Below are 17,662 nucleotides of genomic sequence, written 5' to 3'. Positions count from 1 at the left end.
AAGTGGACTAAGGCAGTTACAGACATCGCTGAGAACCGTACCATAAGTGACGGCGAAAATTTTGTTCTGGAAGCCTTTTAGTTGTGATTACACATTATTAATAGCACTCGTGAAGCCAATTATGAACGAGACAACAAAGGCAAGCACATTGAGAGCCGTCGCGACGATTCCGCATACCAATCCTGCAATTGCCATACCGCGACCTCGCACCTGTACCCGCTTGATTTCTTTAAACGATAAAGACGCGAACACAATCGCAACGATACCGCTGAAGAAGCCAATGATTCCAAGAAATAAGATTCCACCTAATGGCAAAGTAATTAAGGATATTATGCCTAGTACTAAAGAGGCAATTGCTTTGCCGCTCGTCTTCGCCTGAGGCGGAACGTAAGATTGGGTTATCGGAGAAAACCCGTATTGCGGCTCTTTGGGATTGTTATCCAAGGAATATCCTCCTATTAATGAGTCATTATTTCTATTATACTTCTCGTAGTAAAATACTGTAAATCTATCTCGTGAATTAAAAATTTTGTCGAACCGTAGCAATAGCGAATCAGCCCGGACGGCAGGAACTCATCGTCAAAGGGGCGGGAACCAAATCTTGAATGTATGGATATCCTATTTTTCTAAGAGGTGTTAACTAATGGTGTGGAAGAACTACATCAGCTCTATTTCGGATGAGTATTTTTATAAAGATCCAGCAAATGCATTATAGATCTGAAGAATATAGGGATAGATATATGCCATTTGATCATCTCTTGTTTTTTTCCGATGCAGGAAATGGCGACGTATTCGGCTATGCAATAATAAATGGGGTGATTCAAACGAGCAGAATCTATGTTTGGAATCATGAAGATGATAGCCGTTCTTGTGTTGCGCCCTCATTAAAATATTTTATTAAAGGTTGGATTACTGACGAGATTTCTATTTGAATGGCATGAGACTGCCCGTTCAACCGGCACGGAGCTTGCCTCGAAGGGCAATATTTCGAGAGCCGAGGTAGCTGTCATCGTGGAGCGGCTTCTTCAGAAGTCGGACCTGATCGAATAGCAGAATCGAATTGTTCTTAACATAACGCAGGCAATCCTTCCGTGGCGGCACCTGACCGCCGGAGGGTTGCCTGCGTTTTTTTTCGATAGAATCTGTGAAAAATTACAAGACAAAATTTCCGGACGACAGAAACATCGATCCCTGATCGCGGTATATACAATAAGCATTGTATTTGCAGTCGGTGATTTGGGTATATCGAGGAGGTCGATCCGGTTGAGAGGACAGATCAGCGTTCGTTTCGCGGCGATTATCGTTTTGCTGCTCGCATTCCTGCTAGGAGGCTGTTCCGATTTGTTCGGCAAATCGTCTCCGGACCCTTCAGCTTCGGAGACGTCCACAGCTGCTCCTTCTGCGAAACCTTCAACCGCGCCGGATTCGTCGGAGGGCGTGACGGCGTATTTGTCGGCATGGGAGCGGTTTGATTATGCGGGGATGTATGCGCTGCTTTCGCCTTTCGTGAAGAACAATCTGACGGAGGAGCAGTTCGTCAAGCGGTATCAGACGATCTATGATGCGCTTGAGGTGTCCAATCTGGCCGTAACGGCGCTTCCGGCCGAACAACAGACGTCGGACGGAGCGGATACGGAAGGTGCGGCTGTGACGGGGAGCGGTACTGCCGTCAAAAGGTTCGAGTATAGAGTCACTATGGATACAGGGGAAGGACCCATCTCCTTCGACAACCATGGCCGGGTTAGAAAGACGGTGGAGGACGGTGTAACGTCCTGGTCCATCGATTGGAATCCTTCGTATATTTTCCCCGGGATGGAAGAAGGGGATACGGTGCGAATCGAGAAGACTCCGGCGATACGCGGCGAGATTGTCGATCGTAACGGCAATCCGCTGGCGGTTAACGTCGAGGCGGCGCAGCTCGGCATTGTGCCGAACAAGCTCGGGGATTCGGCCGATACGATCAAAGCATCGCTGGCCAAGAAGCTGGGCATGACCGTACAGGAGATCGACCGTAAGCTTGGCGCGGCGTGGGTAAAGCCGAATCTGTTCGTTCCGATTGCCGTAGTGGTCGATGATGCGGTGAGGGAAGAACTCGTCGCGCTTCCGGGAGTTGCTGCTCAGAAGGTGATGGTGCGGCGGTATCCACTCGGCGAAGCGGCGGCTCATCTGATCGGCTATATCGGGGAGATCAATGCCGATGAGCTGAAGAAGCGCGAAGCTCAGGGCTACAAGGTGGGCGATCTGATCGGCAAAACGGGGCTGGAGCTTACGCTCGAGACGCAATTGCGCGGCACTTCAGGTAAAGCGGTTGTTATTGTCGATAGGGCCGGCGTGCGCAAATCCATGATCGCGGGGCAGGCTGCCAATAACGGCGTGACGTACAAGTTGACGATCGATACGGCGTTGCAGCAAGCGATCTATGAGGAAGTAAAGGGCGATGAAGCTTCCGTCGCGGCGATCCAGCCCAAGACCGGCGAAGTGCTGGCGCTGCTCAGCAGCCCGTCGTACGATCCGAACGCTTTCGTACAGGGCGTGTCCAAGGAACAATACCGACAATGGAATGAAGATCCGCGTCTTCCATTCCTGAACCGTTTCTCCCGGACGTATGCGCCAGGCTCATCCTTTAAGGCCATAACGGCAGCGATCGGACTCGACAGCGGCGCGCTTGATCCGGACGAGGCGAAGGAGATTGCCGGATTAACCTGGAAGAAGGACAGTTCCTGGGGCAAGTATTACGTGAAACGGGTGCGCGAGGTGAGCTCGGTCGATCTATTGAAGGCGCTGATCTATTCTGACAATATCTATTTTGCTCAGACGGCGCTGGCAATCGGCAAAAAGCAATTCGTCTCAGGCGCGGCGCGATTCGGAATAGGCGAACCGCTTCCGCTCGCCTATCCGTTCAGCGCTTCGAAGCTTGCCGGTGGCGGAGGCGAGCCGTCCGGCGATATTCAGCTTGCCGACTCCGGCTACGGGCAAGGACAGGTGGAGATGACGACGCTGCATGTCGCCTTCGCCTACTCCGCGCTTGCCAATGGCGGAAATATCGCCTATCCGCAGCTGTCGGAGGCCGATGCGGCTTTTGCGGGAAAGCTGTGGAAGGAGCAAGCGATGTCGGCGGATACGGCGGAACTGATCAAGGACGATCTCGTGAAGGCGGTGGCGAGTCCGGAAGGCAGCGGGCATGGCGCCTATATTGCTGGCGCATCGATCGCCGGCAAGACGGGCACTGCGGAGCTGAAAGCGAGCAAGGGCATAAAAGGGCAGGAAAACGGCTGGTTCGTCGGTTTTGACGCGGGTAACCCGCAGCTGCTGATCTCCATGATGATCGAGAACGTACAAGGTCACGGGGGCAGCCGTTACGTAGCGCCAAAAGTAAAACGAATTTTTGAGCAAAGCAAGCAGTAGTATCCATCGTCTCTTTGAGAAGGAATTTCCGATTAAAAGAAGCCTTTAAGCCACATCCAGTGGTTTAAAGGCTTCTTCCTTATATATGTGCCAAGCCGGAATTGTAAGTTGGTTGCGGGGGCAGGATTTGAACCTGCGGCCTTCGGGTTATGAGCCCGACGAGCTACCGGGCTGCTCCACCCCGCGATAGAATAACAAAAGCATATTGACCTTTAACGTTGGTCAGATTGCCTATATTACAGCAGTTGGTGCTAATATGCAAGCTTTTTGTACACACTTGCATTCCATTCCGGTGAGTTGGCAGCCGGAGAAGTATCCCTAAGGCGAGGGTGGTATAATGACTCTAAAGTGTTAAATCAGAAGGGGATAGCCATGAGCGTAATACGGTTGGAGAACGTCACGAAGAAGTATGAAGAGTCCATGATTTTTCGCGACATTTATTTTCGAGTGATGCAAGGGGAGCGTATCGGTCTAATCGGACGGAACGGCGCCGGCAAGTCGACGGTATTTAAGCTCATCATGGGCAAGGAAGAGCCGACGTCCGGCAGAGTGGACATAGATCCTCAAGTACGAATCGGATATTTCTCGCAATTCTCGGAATTGAGCGGGAGTCTGTCCGTTCAACAAGAACTGGAAGCATGCTTCGAGCAGGTTGCCGTTATTGAACGAGAGCTGCAAGAGATTGGAGATAAGCTGGGTACGGTTGCCGACGATAGCGAGATGGATGCGCTGCTGGCAAGGCAAGCGGAGTTGTTTGAACAGATGGAGCATCTCGATGGCTGGAACGTGTCCGTCGAGATTAATACGGTGCTGATGAAGCTGGGGTTTAATGACAGATCCCGCAACCAACCGATCGATGAGTTGTCCGGAGGGTGGCGTAACCGCGCGGCGTTGGCGAAAATGCTCATCGAGCTGCCCGATGTCGTTCTGCTTGACGAGCCGACGAATTACTTGGATATGGAAGGAATCGTATGGCTGGAGCAGTGGCTGTACCGATTCAAGGGAGCTATGATTCTGGTGTCGCATGACCGTCAATTCATCGACAAGGTCGTCACCCGCACGATTGAGATCGAGAACTATCGTTTTCAGGAATACGAAGGAAATTACACCGATTACGTCCGCAAAAAGAAGATGCGCAAGAAGGAACTGGACCGCCAGTTCGAGTGGGAGGAAGAGTTGCTGCTCATGGAGTCCGAGGCGATCGACAATCGCGCAAGCCGGCGTTCCGGTTCCAAGGATCGTCTCTCGCGTAAGCTGGCGGATAACAAGAAGCGGATAGAGCCGCATCCCGTTAACGTGCTGATTACCGACATCTACGAGAGGCTGCGCTTCCCGGACAAGCTATGCGAAGTGAAGAAGATCGGACAGACGTACGAGGGCAGACAGATCTTCGAGAACGTTAGCTTCGATATTCAGAAGGAAGATCGCTTGGTCATCGTGGGACCGAACGGAAGCGGGAAGTCCACGCTCATTAAGGCGCTTACCGGGCAGGAGAAGCCGGAATCTGGGGAGGTTGTCTGGGAGAAGGGTGTTAACTACGCCTACTTCAACCGGATGTGGGAGGAGCTTGATCCTAAGGATACGGTCAGCCACGCGGTGAATACGTACGGATTGGGACTGGACGCTCCGCGCAAAAAGGTGAACAAATTCCTGGCTATGCTGCAATTCTCCGAGGCGGATTTGAGCAAGGCGATCGGCAATCTGTCCGGCGGGCAGAAAGCTCGGGTAGCGCTGGCCAAGTGTCTTCTCTCAGGCGCGGCCGTTATCATCTTGGACGAGCCGACCAACCATCTGGACCTCACGAGCATACAGGTTATGGAGCAAGCTCTGATCCATTTTCCCGGCGCGGTCATTACGGTCAGCCACGATCGCTTCTTCATCGATAAGATCGGGACCGAGCTGCTGACCTTCGATCCGGTAACGGGAGTGACCAAGCAGAGCTTGTAAGAGAGAATCGCTCTCTCGCTCCGTGCCGACAAGAGATTAAAGCTGGAGCTTTTGCGGGAGCGCAAATTTTCGACAGTAAACAAGCTGAAGCCTTTACGCAGTTGCCAGCTTTCGAAGAAATGAAGAATATGGTTTATCATGCATGCAACGCCGGGACAGATACGCGCTAGGCTGTAAAATGGAGAGACGTCCTTTGCGGAGTCCATACAGGATTTTTCGACAGAGGCGTCGAATTATAAACCCATTGTCTGCGTTCCGTCTTTTACTTCCGGAGGGTTGCCTCATGATTGCTACAACAAAGCTGCATATCCCTCATGAACGCCACGCCTTGGTCGCGCGCACGGAACTGCTGCGACTTCTTGATGAAGGCTTGGAAGCGAAGCTGACGCTCGTATTCGCTCCGTCCGGCTACGGGAAAACGACGGCGTTAAGCGAATGGCGAAACATAGCGGCAAGCCGGTTGCCTGGGTGTCGCTGGGCAAGCAGGACGACGATTGGATCACCTTCTGGAGTATGGTCATCGCTTCGATCCGGAGTCGCGTCGACGGCTCCATCGATAATCGTTCTGTACGCCTCAGTTTACTTATGACAGCCCCTAGAAAGCGCCGCGGCCGCCGCCGCCCCCACCGTCGCCCCCGCCGGAAGTGAATGTGTCTCCGGAATCTCCCGAGGAGCTGGAGCCACCGCCGCTCTGGGCAATCGTCTTATTGAACGAATCGGTCCAAATATCGTGGAGAGTCCACAAATAACTATCGTAATAGGGGGTTTCATAACTCTCGCCAGCCATATTCATGTGACTGATGGCTTCGACCTTCTTCGCCATGCCTAGTGGAATCGCGTAGATGTAATAGTGCTCCCATAAGTGAACGGCCAACGGCTCGCGCGACGCAATCCGGGAATAATCGCGCAAGAAGCGCTTGAACGCCTTCCATTTGGTATATTCAGTCTGTCCGATTTGGCTTCTAAGCTCGCTCTTCGTCCAGAAGAGAATCAAGGGCAACGGGCAAAGCCAGATATAGTGAAAAAGTCCAACAAGCCATATAAGGCCAAAGGCTTGAAGCGCAGCGGCAATGACCATCCAGCCATATCTCTTTTCATTTTTTGGTCGTTTTTCGAAATAATTCAGACGGTTGGCTGTGTGCTGGACATGATCTTGCCACTTCGACCACTGATTCATAAACGCGTTAGCGCGCTTCTTGTTTTCTGCCTGCCTGCGAATATCCGAGAGCGACACTGTGCCCGAACGCCCCACGTCTTCAAAGAACCATCGGATAAGTGCCTTTTCGTGAGGGAGCAGGTCATTGATCTTAGTGTTAATCAATTTGAACGTATAATCGTCCTCTTCCCCCTGGTCAAGCTGCTTGACGACATGCATGGTGACGTACTTTTTGCGCACAAGATCAAGCATCGTGGCCATCAGGTCGCTCGTACTATTGTGTTTTTTCATTAAATAACTCACAATGGCTGGCGTTACGTCACTGGGAAGCTCGCGAGAATACTTGTGTTTCCAGTCCGATTTGTACGCTTTGCCGAATTTCGCATAAATAAGGGCTCCGACCAGCAGGTTAACCATCAAGATAACGAGAGCGATGATGATGTCTTCCACAACGGTGGAATTGTCAGTCTGGTCCTTCCAATTCTGTTCTTCCTCCAGAATGCGGTCGAGCATAGATTCGGTACTGATCTTCGAACTGCCTGGGACATAGGAAGTAGGGAACAAGACCCGTACCTCCAGCAGCTTCTCGGATGGCAGCGGGCTGACCAGATACCGCACGACGCCCGAGTCCGGTCTCTCTATGGCGCCATTCAACGGTCCGTGACCGAACGCCGTGATCTCATCTTGTTTCGCGCCGTCCGGCAATTCGACATTGATCAATACCGATCCTAACGTACTCGGGTTGGTCTCATCGAAAAACTTCCAGTACAATTCGGCGGTGTCCGCGTAGACTTGCACGACGTTGTTGAGGGAATAAGTAAATTTGAAAACTTTCGTTTCGTCTTCGGACTGGCTATGGATTCTATATTGAAGCTTGTCCCCATCGCTCGATAGTTCGATATCAAGAGGGATATCTTGCTGATCTGAAACCTCGAAGGCTTGAAAATGTTCAATTCCGTCCGAACCGGTCGTGTGGAGATCGACGAGAATGCCGTTAAAGGCCCCGTTGAAATGGTAAGTGTCCGTTTCGGTAACGTGCATGTTGCCGTCGCTGTCAATGCGGGCATGAATTTCAACCTCGCCGATTTCGAACGAGCGTTCATCTGCCGCATTCGCAAGTTGAACAGATGTAAGCAGGAAAAGTGAAAAGAGGAGTGCGACGACTCTATGCACCGAGGTCATATGCTTTAATTCCTTCCAGATAGAGAGGTAATGTCGCGCGGAATATAGTCTCATATTCCTATATCGACTGCTGGCGCCCCACTTTGTAGAACAAATTGCATATTCGCCTTATAGTAGGGGAGGACTGCCTGATTAGCCAAGGGCAGCGACGTACACTAAGATTCCGTCCAGGACTCTTTAATACGTTTTTTGCGCTCCAAGAAAGCAGCCACCTTCATCCGGTTGCCGCATGTTTTTTGACTGCACCATCTTCGTGTGCTGTTTTTGCTGTTATCGTAAAAACGAAGTGTGCAGCTCGGATTTTCGCATTTCTTTACAAGCTGTAAGTTGTAATGACTAAAAAAATCTATAGCTGATTCAGCAATGGGTGAAAGGATGTCGGTTGGCTTCACAATGACCAGTTTATTTTCTTCAGTAAATCCATTCTCGGTTTGAAGCAATGTTGTGGTCATGACACGCTTTTCAAGCAATTGGTTAATGGCTCCTAATTCCTTGTCGCTTACGCTATGTCCTGAGCTTGTTTTGTCAATCATCGATGCCAATGTATTTCGCAGGTCTATGGCTGCACCCGCAACCTGATCCCATTCTTCGCTGCCTTTCCATCTTTGAGCGTATTCCTCAACAGTTTCCTTGCTGTGAAGACCCGCGAGAACTAACCAGTCCAGCACATCTGAAATTTCCTTGAACAGGTCTAACGGTTGGCCGTCATGAGCGATTTTCGTATTGATATAATCCAAGACGGCGTGATTTCCAACAAAATAATAACCAGGATCGATTTTTTTGGGCATATTTGGAACTCCATTTCCTTCATGACCTATCTCCATATTACAAAGGTTATTTAAGGAGGGGAAGTGTAATTTTTCTGGGATGCTACCTGCAGTGCGGTTTAACCGGTTCATCGCCTCGTCTCCGTGCATCCTTATTTATTAATATCCAAAAATTATATTTACAGGTTATAACAAAACAAATATAATACTCATATAAACATTTTGGAGGTTAATAAAAGGATGAGAAAAAATACTCAGTATCACACTGCAACGCTTGAAGGTTTGGACATTTTTTATCGTGAAGCCGGGGAGCCAGGCTCTCCTGTCGTTCTGCTGCTGCACGGTTTTCCCACATCAAGTCACATGTATCGCCAGTTGATTCCCGCATTAGCCGACCGATATCACGTCATCGCACCGGATTATCCGGGGTTTGGTTACAGCAGCGCACCGGATCACGACAAGTTTGAATATAGCTTTGACCGTTTCAGTCAGATTATTGAACAGCTCTTGGAACAACTGAACATCACCAAGTTCTTCGTTTACCTTATGGATTATGGCGCTCCGGTTGGATTCAGAATCGCAGCCCGTCATCCCGAGCGTATTCAGGGTCTGATTATACAGAATGGCAATGCTTACGATGAAGGGCTGAAAGATTTCTGGGACCCGATCAAAGCTTACTGGAAAGATCGATCCAATCCGGATAAACGTGAAGCCCTTCGCTGGCTGACCAGCTTCCAGGCAACCCAATGGCAGTATACCCATGGTGTCAAAGACAGCACGCTGATCAGCCCGGACACCTATACATTGGATCAGTCGCTCCTCGACAGACCTGGCAATCAGGAGATTCAGCTTGATATGTTTTTAGACTATGGCACGAACCCTCCGCTTTACCCTGCTTGGCAGCAATACTTCCGTGAGGCTCAACCGCCGACGCTTATACTTTGGGGTAAAGGGGATGAAATTTTCCCGGAAAGCGGCGCACATCCTTACCTAAACGATCTGCCCAATGCGGAGATACACATCTTTGAAGATGCCGGGCATTTCGCGTTGGAGTCCCATGGTTCAGAATTGATCGCCTATATCCGGGAATTTCTGAATCAAAATAAGTAACACGTCTTGGCCTAATTGGAGCGCAGGTAACGCTGCAAATGAAATCAAAGAGTCGCAGTCCCTCAAGGCGAGGAGACTGCGACTCTTCATACAAAGTATTATTTATTCGCGCGGTTCGTGCGCGGTTCATCATGAACGACGGAGTATTCTACGATATTCCCGTAACGATCCGCTTCGATCGTGCAGCAGCTGTTCATCATTTCTTTGACTAGCTCGCGGCCTCGCTGCACTCTGGATTTCGCTCCCGAATAGGAGATATTCAGATGCTCGCTTAACTGCTTCTGCGACATGCCTTGCAGCTCGGACAGCTCAAGCGCCTCCCGGTATTTATCAGGCATCCGCGCCAGGATGTTCATCATCCCTCTGGCAGCCTCCGAGTTACAATCTGCGACAGGTTCTTCCTCGACAATGTTCACGTTATCCGGAAGTGTCTCCGTCTTTTTTTTCTTCCGGAAATGATCCACGATGCTATTTCTTGCGATCTGAAAAATCCATGCTCGCCTCTTCTCCTCATCCTGCAGACGGGCCATCCCTTCATGAGCTTTCATAAAGACCATCTGCACAATGTCTTCGGTATCCGCGTGGTTATTCGTTTTATGCCAAACGAAATTCCGGATTTGCTCGCGGTACTCCTCCCATAATTGCTCTACATTCATCGGCGCGACCCCCTGCTTCACAAAATTTATTTGAAAAAGGTTCCTCTTATTTGCGTCCGTTCCGATTTGACTTCGTCTCCATTAATGTAAATCAAATAACGGAGGGAGTAAAGACGATGAAATACAACTTGCTTGGCCATACGGGAGTGCTGGTATCGGAGATAGGATTGGGAACAATGACATTCGGCGGCGGTGAAAAGTGGGGGGTGTTCGGCGGTCTGGGCGAAAAGGAAGCGGGCAATCTGGTCGATCAAGCGATGGATGCCGGCGTGAATTTTTTCGATACGGCCAACGTATATTCGGACGGACAATCGGAGGAAATTCTCGGCAAGGCTCTGAAGAACAAAAGGCATCAGGCGCTGATCGCGACGAAGGTCAGAGGACGCACGGGATCCGGTCCGAACGAGCTCGGATTATCCCGATTGCATATCATCGCGCAAGTCGAAGCAAGCTTGCAAAGGCTCGGAACGGATTATATCGATCTGTATCAAGTCCATAACCCCGATCAATTAACAGATTGGGAAGAAACGCTTCGCGCTCTCGACGATCTGGTTCGGAGCGGGAAGGTCCGCTACATTGGCAATTCCAATATGACCGGATGGAACATCATGAAAACTCGGGGTCTCTCGCAGCTTCACGGACTTCACGCTTTCAAGAGCAGCCAAGCTTACTACTCTCTCGCCGCGCGCGAGATCGAACGGGAGATCATTCCGGCGCTTCAAGATCAAAATATGGGCTTAATCGTCTGGAGTCCGCTGTCCGGAGGTTTCCTGTCTGGCAAATACACGCGGGATAATCCGGGCAATGACAACGATCGGCATACGAACGTCCCGTTTCCTCCGGTCGACAAGGATAAAGTATTTCCGATTATCGATGTGCTCCAGGATATTGCGGCGGAACGACAGACGACGGTGGCCGCAATCGCTCTTGCTTGGGTGCTGAATCAGAAAGCCGTAACGAGTGTCGTTGTCGGTGCAAAACGGCCCGATCAATTGCAAGATAACCTTGCGGCAAGCGGGATTATTCTTACAAGCGATGAATTGCTCAGACTGGATGAGGTCAGCCGCATACCGATCGAGTACCCTGCATGGCCGTTCTTGGAGAACGATGACTCTATCGTGAGGAAGCAGGCGAACGATAGCTATAATAACCGTCAATGATCGAATTGTTTGGAAAATGTTTAGTGCCGCATTGTTAATCTTCTCCCATGCAACCTATGATTCTAGTGCAGAAGGGAAGAGGTTCATTGAAAGAACGATCGTTGCCTCGTCTGTTGTCCAGAATAAAGCTCCAACTGCTGCTGGCCGTTGTCCTTGCGGTTCCTCCGTTCGCGGTGGCCGGCATGGCGAGCGCGGAGCCGAATTCGGCGGCCACGTTCTCCAGCCCGCTGCTGGCAAGCTGTCAGTATAAAAATCTGATGGGCAGTGCCAGCACAACCGTGTCTTGCCCGGATACGATATCGATCGGCTCCCATGCGGACAACTTTTATGCAGGGGTACTCAAGTTCGACCTGAACGGTTTGGGCGGAACAGTGCTGGAGGCTAATCTGGAGCTGTTCATAACCGATAATCATGCCAATGACGATGGCAGTCCCGAGCTGACGATTCATCAGATTAACGGAAGCTGGACGGAGCCTCCATCGGCGTCAGAGGCTCCGTCTGATTTGCCTTTTACTGGCGAATTGAAGTCACGAAAGTATGCCGTAACGGATGAAGGCGGCCAATGGGTGAAATTCAATATTGCGCCGTTGGTGCGCGACAAGATCGCCAAAGGAGAAGACGAACTCGTTCTCGTACTGTGGAGCTCTGGGACGGAGGCTCCGGGAGATCGTTTCTTCCGATTTACATCGTCCAAGCTGGATATTGTCTACACGACATCGCCCGTCCAACTGCCGAGTCCTCATACACGAATTGCGGCAGGAGACGGCTTTACGCTGTCGCTCCAGGCTGACGGTACGGTCAAGGCTTATGGTTGGATTCAAGATCGCAAAGTCGAAGTGCCGGGCGGCCTGACCGGCGTGCAATCCGTTTATGCGTCCAACAACTGCGGCTATGCCATTAAGGCAGACGGTTCCGTTACGGCCTTGGGCGAAGGCTGCGAAGTTCCCGCCGAAGTTCCGAACGGCAATGTCGTCGGGCTCGTACTCGACGGGTACGCCTCCGCCGCCTTGAAGAATGACGGCACGATCACTACCTGGGGAAACTACGGGTTCCCGGAGGAATGGAAAGCAATCCGTGGCCCGTTCAAGTCCATCTCGGGCGGGTATAACCATGCGGCAGCGCTGACGTGGGATAACGCTGTCATCAGTTGGGGCTCAGCCTCGATGGGGGCGACGTCAGTGCCTGAAGATCTGCCGGAGACGATAGCCATCGCATCGGGAATCAATCATACGCTGGCGCTGCTGCCGGACGGGACAGTCAGATGGTGGGGTCCCTATTACCTGGAGCCGGTGCCAGAAACCCTGTCGGACGTCGCAGCGGTTGATGCGAACGACAACTATTCCGTGGCGCTTAAGAGAGATGGAAGTATCGTCGTATGGGGGGATGGCGACCAACTGCAACCGCCGCCCGGGCTGAATGGCGTCGTAGCTATCGCAGCGGGAAGATCCCATATTATCGCCCTGAAGTCGGACGGCACCCTGGTCGGCTGGGGCAACAATCGGCACGGAGAAACGGTCAATCCGGCACCGTCCGTCGGCGGATTGACATGGTCGCCCGGCAGCGAGATCGGCACGACGAAGGCGACGATCGCCGACGAACATCTGCACGACGCGAGCTACGGCGATCTGGTTCTGAAATATCGGATCGGCGCTGAGGGCAGCATGAGGCATCTTTATGTCGGCGAGGATTCGTCCGATCTCGGCTACGACACGGAGCTTCAGCCGGGCGACGAGCTAGCCGTCTCTTCGGGACAGCACATTTATGTGATGGCAGAGTACGATGAGGAAGGCGACAAGAAAGTAGCCTACTGGTCGGATGTCGTTCTTACAAGAGATCAGGTGAAGCAGGCGCCGGGCAGCAACAATAACACTAACAGCAATAATAATACGGCGGCGTCGAACGGCGGCAAGGAAACTTTATTAGTAGACGTCGTCATCGGCGGAGAGCAAGCGGTCGATACCGCCAAAGTCGAGATTGAGCGAACGAGGCACGCCAACGGAAAAACATCCGACCTCGTCACGTTCGACGAAGCCAAGGCGAACGAGGTCGCCGAGCGGGCCGCAGCGGCTAAGCAGCACGCAGCCAGAATCGTCATTCCCGACGCCAAAGACGAAGTCGGCGAAGTTCGCGTGAACGTGTCGCGCAGCGCGCTGGCGGTGCTTCAGAAGAACGGAATCGATCTGGAAATCTATACGGATAACGCGGTCATTCGCGTGCCGATCGCTTCGCTGGCCGGATTGGACGAAGAGTTCTACTTCCGCCTCGTTCCCATTAGAGAGGCTGCGCTTCGTCAGGAAATCGAGCAGCGCGCCCGGACGGAAGAGGTCGTCAGGAAGATTGCCGGCAACGACGATATCCAGGTCGTAGCCCGTCCGATGACCATCGAGACGAACCTGTCGAGCAGGGCGATTACGTTGACGCTTCCTTTGAGGGATGTCGCGCTGCCGCAAGATCCGCAGGAACGGGCGGCGTATTTGAAGCATATGGGCATCTTTATCGAGCATACGGATGGAGACAAAGAAGTGGTATCCGGCAAGACGGTTACCGGAGCGGACGGCAGGCTTGGCTTGCAATTCGGCGTCAACAAGTTCAGCACGTTCACGATTCTGCATATGGCTGCGTTAACCGACGCCGAGCAGCAGTCCGGGGGGACCCACGCCAAGTATATCGACGGCTATCCGGACGGCACATTCGGACCGGAGCGCAGCGTTACGAGGGCGGAGATGGCAACGCTGCTGGTCAACAGCGGCATTGTACCGGCAAGCTTGGATTCGGCCGGAGCGTCGTTCCCGGATGTTGCGGCTACGCACTGGGCTGTCGCAAATATCGGACGGGCAGAGAAGGCAGGATTGCTTGTCGGCTACTCGGACGGATCCTACCGGGCGAACGCTTCGATTACGCGCGCGGAGATGGCCGCCATCGCTTATCGGTATTTGAAGCCGGACAGCGCGCCTTCCCGCACGTTCTCGGACGTCCCGGCGTCCCACTGGGCAAACGGTATGATCGCAGCTCTATCCGGCTATCTGGATGGCTACCCGGATCAGACTTTTCGTCCGAACGACAAGCTCACCCGCGCCGAAGTGGTAACGATTCTGAATCGAATTCTGAAGCGCGGCCCGCTTAACGGGATCGCGAAGCCGAGCTGGCCGGATGTGGCCCCGTCCTATTGGGCATTCGGAAGCATCGAAGAAGCTTCGACGGATCACGCTTATACGCTTCTCCCTGAAGGCGGAGAAGGGCTGGCAGAGTAATAGGCAACGTTAGTTGATCTTTTCAAAAGAAGGGCCATCCGCTAAGGATGGTCCTTAAACTTGCCGTTACGGACAGCGCGGAGAAGCGTACCATTCATAGCACTCGTGAAGCCAATCACTAACGAGACAACAAAGGCAAGCACATTTAGAGCCGTCGCAGATGATTTTATTGACAAACGACTCCACCCGGAATATGATAAAAATAACAGATCTCGCCACGCATACCTGTAACGGTTGCGCACCAGGGCGAGACAATTTTTTTATACGGAGATATCCGATGGTCCGAATTCCCCACCCATTTAAACCTTCAAAGACAATTGATGAGCAACTGGATATTTTCAAGTCCAGGGGACTCATTGTAGAGGATGAAGCATGGGCCAAAGGGATCTTGAAGCGAGTAAGCTATTATAGGTTTACGGCATACACATTATCGCTAAAGACGGATGATGTGTTTCATGATGGAGTCACATTCAAGCAAATATATAGACTATATGACTTCGACTTAAAGTTCAGGCTGTTATTAATGGAAATTATTGAAGTTATAGAAATATCAATGAGAACTCATATCGCACTAGTATTAGCCGATAAGTATGATGGCATGGGATATAGAGATAGCAGGAATTTTGAAGATGAGACTAAGCATGCCAAGTTTATGGAAGACCTGGATCAATTATTAAAGCAATCAAAGGATGTTTTTGTTAAACATTATTTTTATAAGTACGATGGGGATTTTCCGATATGGGTTGTAAATGAAGTAATGACTTTTGGTGTGCTTTCGAAATTGTTTAAGAATATGAAGCAGCAGGATAAAAATGAGCTAGGAAGGAAATATTATGCTGGAGTTCATGGCGATTATTTGGCAAGTTGGCTTCATGCACTAAGTAATCTCAGAAATGTTTGTGCTCATTATGGTCGTACCTATAATAGGAACTTTCCTATTCCTCCAAAATTATTTGTTCGTGATCATAAAGTAATTCAAGATAACTACAAGGTATATACGATAGTGTTTATTGTTAAGTATATGTTCAACGACAAAACATATTGGAACAGCTGGATAGAGCGACTAAGAACGCTTATAGAAGAGTATACGGAAGTAGACAGTAAACTTATTGGATTCCCTGAGGGTTGGTATCATTTATTGAAGGTGTAGAGTGCTTGCCTAATTAGGTAGCGCTCTTATTTGTTTCATTCACTAATGGAAATTCGCAATTAGAGTGATACTCTGAACCGTATTACAAATAGTAGTAGAGCGGAAAGCTGAGGTGAACTCACTGCTCATAAATACGGGAACATCACGATACCTTTGATAAAAGTTGAAAAAATTGATATCAGATAGTCTATAACTCCTGCACAAACCAAACGTTGCCGCTCGCTTCTATCCACGGAAGTTGAGCGGTAATTTTCTTTTTATCCCGTCGACAAGCTTTGTGAATTGTGTAGTATAATGAAGTAAATTTAGCAAAAATTAGGAGGTTTTGTTGTGCCTCAAGAGGCCCTGAAGCCGATGGGAATCGGCAGAATGATCGATTTAAGCTTTCAATTGTACCGCAAGCATTTTGTGAAATTGATGCTGATCATGCTGATCTGTTATGGCCTGTTTTATTTGCTTCAAGCCATGACTCAGGGGCAGACCGTTCAATCACTGTTCGACGTTAACGAGCTTATGAATTATTCTTCCGAAGGCGCGGAGCCGCTGCTCGCAGAAGAAAGCGTAGGGCTGGTCGCGGCTCTCTTTGGATTGATCTTTCTTTTTCTGACGCCGGTCGTGATCGCTTCGATCGTCCTTCTCGTACACCATGTCATGCAGGGAGAAGAAGTTCCGTCGGCTCTTCAATTGTTGCGGATGTCCTTCAAGAGGTACGGGGGGCTGCTCGGCAGTTCGATCGTATTCGGTTTAATGATGATCGGATTTGGTATTGCGCTTGTGATTGCGGCCATGATTATGAGCGTGGTCGCAGCCGCAACATCGGGGATATTCGGTGCTTTCTGGATGTTTCTCGTGATTATGGGGGCCGTGTTCACCTTTTACTATTTCGGGATACGCTTCATGTATTTTCTTCCGGTTGTCGTATTTAAAGAAGATTCTATTGGAATCGGAAGAAGCTGGGGTTTGACTCGCAAGAGCGTGTGGAGACTGTTCGGACTGTTTTTGATCATGCTACTGCTGATCTATTTGTTTAATTTTGTCGCCGGTCTCATTCTCGGATTCTTGCCGCTGGGCGGTGTTCTCCTTGCGCTGCTGCTGGTCATTGTCAATTTGCTGACGGCGCCGATCCTCTACGTCGTGTATGCGGTCAGCTATTTCGATCTTAAAGTTCGCGATGGAATGGGACTTGAAGAGATGATTAACCGAATCGTGCCGGGTTCTGTACCGCCGCCTCCGTCTCCGGTCGACCAATGATCGACCGGTCCGAGCTGCTTGAAGACAAACAAAGGCTTGGCGAAATTCTGAGCCGGGACGAATTTACGAGATATGCCCATGAACAGAGCTCCAGCCCGAGCAAGGGGGGGGGAGGCGCTGTTGGACTGGGTGATCGACCTGTTTCCTTCCTTTCCGGGGGCAGAGGGCGTGGTGAGCGTCGGATTGTTCCTGGTGCTGGGTGCTGTGCTGGCGGCGCTGTGCTGGGCGATCTATTGGTTTTCCAGGCAGATCGTGTTCCATGGGAACATTCGGCGGTACCAGACCCCCGTCGGGTTATCCGAGATGGCGCTGACGTACGAGCAGTATGCGGCAATGGCGAAGGCCGCGCATGCCGAAGGGAAGATCCGGGAGAGCATTCGCTGTTCGTACCTGTCGCTGTTGTTCTACATGGAGAGAGCAGGCTGGATTCGCATTGAGAAATGGAAAACGGACTGGGATTATCGAGATGAGCTGGAGCGCAGCCGGGCGAGCGCGGTGCCGTACTTCCAGCGGAGCGCGCTGCTGTTCGAACGGGTATGGTACGGGCATGAGCCTGTGGACGAAGACAGCTTCCTGGGCTTTCAACGCGATATCGATGCGTTGATCGCGGAGAGGGAGGCGAGATAG

General features: G+C 51.1%; 13 protein-coding genes and 1 tRNA gene. 9 read left to right on the top strand and 5 right to left on the bottom strand.

Annotated features, from left to right (window positions below; translation table 11 throughout):
- Window positions 1-87: 87 nt before the first annotated feature.
- Window positions 88-444, bottom strand: coding sequence for a DUF4190 domain-containing protein (locus B0G52_RS19565; RefSeq protein WP_094047072.1), 357 nt, complete (start codon window positions 442-444; stop codon window positions 88-90).
- Window positions 445-677: 233 nt separating this feature from the next.
- On the opposite strand from B0G52_RS19565, the gene B0G52_RS19560 reads away from it, so the two are divergent.
- The gene (locus B0G52_RS19560) at window positions 678-932 is read left to right on the top strand and encodes an SMI1/KNR4 family protein (protein WP_094047071.1); all 255 of its coding nucleotides are present in this window, start codon (window positions 678-680) and stop codon (window positions 930-932) included.
- A gap of 331 nt (window positions 933-1,263) precedes the next feature.
- Window positions 1,264-3,405: a penicillin-binding transpeptidase domain-containing protein gene (locus tag B0G52_RS19555; protein WP_143762601.1), complete on the top strand. Its 2,142-nt coding sequence runs from the start codon at window positions 1,264-1,266 to the stop codon at window positions 3,403-3,405.
- 109 nt (window positions 3,406-3,514) lie between these two features.
- On the opposite strand, the gene B0G52_RS19550 is transcribed toward B0G52_RS19555, so the two are convergent.
- Window positions 3,515-3,591: transfer RNA gene (locus B0G52_RS19550), tRNA-Met, on the bottom strand.
- A 186-nt stretch (window positions 3,592-3,777) separates the two neighbouring features.
- Here B0G52_RS19550 and B0G52_RS19545 point away from each other — a divergent pair.
- Entirely contained in the window at window positions 3,778-5,352 is a 1,575-nt protein-coding gene (locus tag B0G52_RS19545) for an ABC-F family ATP-binding cassette domain-containing protein (RefSeq protein ID WP_094047069.1), read from the top strand.
- A gap of 595 nt (window positions 5,353-5,947) precedes the next feature.
- Here the strand turns inward: B0G52_RS19545 and B0G52_RS19540 are convergent.
- Together B0G52_RS19540 and B0G52_RS19535 are read right to left on the bottom strand one after the other, a co-directional pair.
- Entirely contained in the window at window positions 5,948-7,690 is a 1,743-nt protein-coding gene (locus tag B0G52_RS19540) for a DUF2207 domain-containing protein (RefSeq protein WP_158223790.1), read from the bottom strand.
- Window positions 7,691-7,845: 155 nt separating this feature from the next.
- A complete protein-coding gene (locus tag B0G52_RS19535; protein ID WP_233162841.1) occupies window positions 7,846-8,589 on the bottom strand; it encodes a CGNR zinc finger domain-containing protein in 744 nt (247 codons plus the stop codon).
- Between the two features lie 108 nt (window positions 8,590-8,697).
- Here B0G52_RS19535 and B0G52_RS19530 point away from each other — a divergent pair, with 108 nt between their 5' ends.
- Complete coding sequence (locus tag B0G52_RS19530; RefSeq protein WP_094047066.1) at window positions 8,698-9,567, top strand: alpha/beta fold hydrolase; 870 nt, start codon at window positions 8,698-8,700, stop codon at window positions 9,565-9,567.
- A 98-nt stretch (window positions 9,568-9,665) separates the two neighbouring features.
- Here the strand turns inward: B0G52_RS19530 and sigZ are convergent, their stop codons facing one another.
- On the bottom strand, window positions 9,666-10,244 hold the full coding sequence (gene sigZ / locus B0G52_RS19525) for an RNA polymerase sigma factor SigZ (RefSeq protein WP_255407501.1): 579 nt from the start codon (window positions 10,242-10,244) through the stop codon (window positions 9,666-9,668).
- 95 nt (window positions 10,245-10,339) lie between these two features.
- On the opposite strand from sigZ, the gene B0G52_RS19520 reads away from it, so the two are divergent.
- The 5 genes from B0G52_RS19520 (at window position 10,340) to B0G52_RS19500 (ending at window position 17,662) form a co-directional block, all read left to right on the top strand.
- A complete protein-coding gene (locus B0G52_RS19520) occupies window positions 10,340-11,383 on the top strand; it encodes an aldo/keto reductase (protein WP_094047064.1) in 1,044 nt (347 codons plus the stop codon).
- 86 nt (window positions 11,384-11,469) lie between these two features.
- Entirely contained in the window at window positions 11,470-14,634 is a 3,165-nt protein-coding gene (locus B0G52_RS19515; RefSeq protein WP_158223789.1) for an S-layer homology domain-containing protein, read from the top strand.
- Window positions 14,635-14,911: 277 nt separating this feature from the next.
- Window positions 14,912-15,784, top strand: coding sequence for an Abi family protein (locus B0G52_RS19510; RefSeq protein ID WP_158223788.1), 873 nt, complete (start codon window positions 14,912-14,914; stop codon window positions 15,782-15,784).
- Window positions 15,785-16,114: 330 nt separating this feature from the next.
- A complete protein-coding gene (locus tag B0G52_RS19505; RefSeq protein ID WP_094047061.1) occupies window positions 16,115-17,035 on the top strand; it encodes a hypothetical protein in 921 nt (306 codons plus the stop codon).
- A 78-nt stretch (window positions 17,036-17,113) separates the two neighbouring features.
- Entirely contained in the window at window positions 17,114-17,662 is a 549-nt protein-coding gene (locus tag B0G52_RS19500; RefSeq protein ID WP_158223787.1) for a DUF4129 domain-containing protein, read from the top strand.

This window comes from Cohnella sp. SGD-V74 (genome assembly GCF_003001675.1).
In the GTDB taxonomy this organism is placed as follows: domain Bacteria; phylum Bacillota; class Bacilli; order Paenibacillales; family Paenibacillaceae; genus Cohnella.
This window is presented reverse-complemented; position numbering and strand designations above follow the sequence as displayed.